The organism is Ruminococcus callidus ATCC 27760, from assembly GCF_000468015.1.
GTDB classification, from domain to species: Bacteria; Bacillota; Clostridia; order Oscillospirales; family Ruminococcaceae; genus Ruminococcus_C; species Ruminococcus_C callidus.
Genome location: NZ_KI260446.1, coordinates 1 through 4,664, shown reverse-complemented (window position 1 = coordinate 4,664; position 4,664 = coordinate 1). Strand labels below are relative to the sequence as shown.

2 protein-coding genes are annotated in these 4,664 nt (G+C 52.0%); one reads left to right on the top strand and one right to left on the bottom strand.

Features of this window, described 5'->3' with window-relative positions; genetic code table 11:
- Positions 1-78: 78 nt before the first annotated feature.
- Positions 79-1,473: a bifunctional UDP-N-acetylglucosamine diphosphorylase/glucosamine-1-phosphate N-acetyltransferase GlmU gene (glmU, locus tag RUMCAL_RS10325; RefSeq protein WP_021682804.1), complete on the bottom strand. Its 1,395-nt coding sequence runs from the start codon at positions 1,471-1,473 to the stop codon at positions 79-81.
- A 357-nt stretch (positions 1,474-1,830) separates the two neighbouring features.
- On the opposite strand from glmU, the gene ppdK reads away from it, so the two are divergent.
- Complete coding sequence (ppdK, locus tag RUMCAL_RS10320; RefSeq protein ID WP_021682802.1) at positions 1,831-4,467, top strand: pyruvate, phosphate dikinase; 2,637 nt, start codon at positions 1,831-1,833, stop codon at positions 4,465-4,467.
- Positions 4,468-4,664 lie beyond the last annotated feature (197 nt).

Genomic DNA, 4,664 nt, shown 5'->3' with positions numbered 1-4,664 from the left:
CGCCAGACGCTCTTTGTGCGGTATTGCCTCTATTATAACGGATCAAAGCGTTCTTTTTCAAGGGGGATTTTATGAAAATTACTTCTTGCCGCCGTCCTCGGGGAACAGCTTGCTTTTCAGCTTCTTCAGGCTGTAGCCCTCCTTGACCTTGAGGTCTGCACGTTCCACAGCCAGTGCGTAATCCGGCACGTCCTTTGTGACCGTAGAACCTGCGGCAGTATAAGCACCCTTACCCAGTTCTACCGGTGCGATCAGGTTGGTGTTGCAGCCGATAAAGCAGTTATCACCGATCACACAACGCTGCTTCTTCAGACCGTCATAGTTGACGGTGACAGTGCCGCAGCCGAAGTTGACTTTCTTGCCCACGTCGCTGTCGCCTACGTATGTCAGGTGAGCAATGGCAGTCTGCTCGCCCACGGTGGAGTTCTTGACTTCCACGAAATCGCCGATCTTGACACCGTTTTTCAGGTGTGAATTCGGACGGATATGGACAAACGGGCCTGCCTTTACAGCATCTTCGATCTCGGACTCGAACGCCTGTACATAGTTCAGTGTCACGTGGTCACCGATGCTGCAGTTTTCGATAAGGCAGTTCGGGCCGATGGTACACTTGGCACCGATCTTGGTCTTGCCTCTTAAAATGGTACCCGGCAGAATGGTGGTTTCCGCACCGATCTCCACATCGTTGCCGATGATGATGCCGTCGGTGTTGACAAAGTTGACACCGTTTTCCATGTGCTTCTCCAAAACCCGTTCCTGTGCCACCTTGTTCAGATGCAGCAGGTCTTTTCTGGTGTTGGCACCCAGGATCACGTCCGGATTCTCGCTGCGGTATGCACTGGCTTTCCAGCCCCGTTCCAGTGCCAGTCCCACAGTATCGGTGAGGTAATACTCGCCCTGTGCGTTGGACTGGGACAGATTCCCCAGCAGTTCCAGCAGAGCCTTGGTCTTGAACCAGTACGCACCGGAGTTCACCTCGTGGATCTCCCGCTGTGCATCTGTGGCATCTTTTTCCTCTACGATCGCCGCAATGCCGGTTTCGCTGCGGAGAATTCTGCCGTAGCCGGTGGGCTGTTCCAAAGTGGCAGTGATGACTGTCACGGCATTTTCCTGTGCCTCGTGCAGCTTCAGGGCATTGGCAATGGTTTCGCTGTCCATAAACGGGGCATCACCGCAGAGCACCAGTGTGTTGCCGTCGGTGAATTCCTGCATGAATTTTTCTGCCTGCATCACTGCATGACCGGTGCCCAGCTGTTCCGCCTGCAAAGCCGTCCGATAGCGGTTGCCCAGATACAGTTCCACGTACTGTGCCTTATAGCCGGTCACCACGCAGATGCGGCTCAAGCCTGCACCCTCGCATGCACGGATCACCCAGCCCAGCATCGGCACGTCCAGTACCTGCAGCATCGGCTTCGGGATCGCAGCCTTCATACGTTTGCCGTGTCCACCGGCAAGAATAACAACCTGATTCATGTTTTATGTCCTCCTGTAATACCCCACTCCGGAAATTTCCGGAGCAAAGTGATTTTGCATCATTGCATGGATTGGGTGCTCCTCCGGACAGCCGTCCGAAAAAGCCCCTTTTTACATTATGACAAAATCTTGAAAGGATTGCAAGTCTTTTTTCAAAAAAAATTCGTGTATTGTGATTTTTGTATAACTTGCCACAAAAATGGGCGTAATTTTTTCTTGAAAAGTGTATAGTATTTTCATGAGAAGTATGCTATAATAATAATGAGCCGGTTGAGAAAGGGAAATTTGCCAGATTTCCCCGAATGCAATCACGCAGCCGGACATTCAATCGAAATCAAAAATTGGAGGTATTTACCAATGGCAAACAAATGGGTTTATATGTTTAGCGAAGGCGACATGACCATGCGGAATCTCCTCGGCGGTAAGGGTGCAAACCTGGCTGAGATGACCAGCATCGGTCTGCCGGTACCGCAGGGCTTCACCATCACAACTGAGGCCTGCACACAGTACTATGAGGACGGCCGCAAGATCAACGACGAGATCATGGCTCAGGTCATGGACGGCGTTAAGAAGATGGAAGAGATCAACGGCAAGAAGTTCGGCGATCTGAACAATCCGCTGCTGGTTTCCGTTCGTTCCGGTGCACGTGCTTCTATGCCGGGTATGATGGACACCATCCTGAACCTCGGTCTGAACGACGACGTTGTTGCTGCAATGATCAAGGGCAATCCGGATCCGGCTTTCGAGCGTTTCGTATATGACTCCTACAGACGTTTCATTCAGATGTTCTCTGACGTTGTTATGGAAGTCGGCAAGAAGTACTTCGAACAGCTCATCGACAAGATGAAGGAAGAAAAGGGCGTAAAGTTCGACGTAGAGCTGACCGCTGCTGATCTGAAGACTCTGGCTGAACAGTTCAAGGCTGAGTACAAGAACCAGCTGGGCACAGACTTCCCGTCTGATCCGGTAGAACAGCTGAAGCTGGCTATCGAAGCTGTATTCCGCAGCTGGGACAACCCGCGTGCAAACGTATATCGCCGTGACAACGATATTCCGTACAGCTGGGGTACCGCAGTTAACGTAATGCCGATGGTATTCGGTAACCTGAACAACGAGTCTGGTACTGGTGTAGCATTCACCCGTGACCCGGCTACCGGTGAAAAGAAGCTGATGGGCGAATTCCTGATCAACGCACAGGGCGAAGACGTTGTTGCCGGCGTTCGTACTCCGATGCCGATCGCTCAGATGGCACAGGAATTCCCGGAAGCTTACGATGAATTCATCAAGGTTTGTGATACCCTGGAAAACCACTATCACGACATGCAGGATATGGAATTCACTGTCGAGAACAAGAAGCTGTACATGCTGCAGTGCCGTAACGGTAAGAGAACCGCACAGGCTGCTCTGCAGATCGCTTGCGACCTCGTAGATGAAGGACATAAGACAGAAGAAGAAGCAGTTCTGATGATCGATCCGAGAAACCTGGACACCCTGCTGCACCCGCAGTTCGATGCCAAGGCTCTGAAGGCTGCTACTCCGATGGGCAAGGGTCTGGGTGCTTCCCCGGGTGCTGCCTGCGGTAAGGTCGTATTCACTGCTGACGATGCAGAAACCTGGAACGCAAAGGGCGAAAAGGTTATTCTGGTTCGTCTGGAAACCTCTCCGGAAGACATCACCGGCATGAAGGCATCTCAGGGTATCCTGACTGTCCGCGGTGGTATGACTTCTCACGCTGCCGTTGTTGCTCGTGGTATGGGTACCTGCTGTGTATCCGGCTGCGGCGACATCAAGATGAACGAAGAAGACAAGCAGTTCGAACTGGCTGGAAAGACCTTCCACGAGGGCGACTACATTTCTATCGACGGTTCTACCGGTAACATCTATGACGGCATTATCCCGACTGTTGACGCTTCCATCGCCGGCACATTCGGCCGCGTTATGGGCTGGGCAGACAAGTACAGAACTCTGAAGGTTCGTACCAACGCTGATACTCCGGCTGACGCAAAGAAGGCTCGCGAACTGGGTGCAGAAGGTATCGGTCTGTGCCGTACCGAGCACATGTTCTTCGAAGCTGACAGAATCGCAGCATTCCGTGAAATGATCTGCTCTGACACTGTTGAAGAAAGAAAGGCTGCTCTGGCAAAGATCGAACCGATGCAGCAGGGCGACTTCGAGGCTCTGTACGAAGCTCTGGAAGGCAATCCGGTTACCATCCGTTTCCTGGATCCGCCGCTCCACGAATTCGTTCCGACCGAAGAAGAAGACATCAAGAAGCTGGCTGATGCTCAGGGCAAGACTGTAGATCAGATCAAGGCTATCATTGCTTCTCTGCACGAATTCAACCCGATGATGGGTCACCGTGGCTGCCGTCTGGCTGTTACTTATCCGGAAATCGCTGAAATGCAGACCAAGGCAATCATCAAGGCTGCTATCAACGTAAAGAAGAATCATCCGGATTGGACCGTTAAGCCGGAGATCATGATCCCGCTGGTCGGCGATGTGAAGGAACTGAAGTTCGTAAAGAAGGTCGTTGTAGAAACTGCTGACGCTGAAATCGCTGCTGCTGGTTCTGACCTGTCTTATGAAGTTGGTACCATGATCGAGATCCCGAGAGCTGCTCTGACTGCTGACGACATCGCAAAGGAAGCTGACTTCTTCTGCTTCGGTACAAACGACCTGACTCAGATGACTTACGGCTTCTCTCGTGACGACGCTGGTAAGTTCCTCGGTGCATACTATGATGCAAAGATCTTCGAGAGCGATCCGTTCGCTAAGCTGGACCAGACTGGTGTTGGTAAGCTGATGAAGATGGCTATCGATCTGGGTAAGCCGGTCAACAGCAAGCTGCACTGCGGTATCTGCGGTGAGCACGGCGGCGACCCGACATCTGTTGAGTTCTGCCACGAAATCGGTCTGGACTATGTTTCCTGCTCTCCGTTCCGTGTGCCGATCGCAAGACTGGCTGCTGCACAGGCTGCAATCAAGAACAAGTAAGTTTGATTCGTTCGTTTATCCACGCAGTCGCCTGACTGCCTGACTCCGGACATGTGCAGGACCTGACGGACAAGTTATGGACAAGTCACTGTCGAAAATGATTCCCGAACAATTTTGATATATCGAAAAGAATCCCTGTACATCGGACGTGATGTACAGGGATTTTTGGCAATACCGCACAAAGATTGTGCGACAGA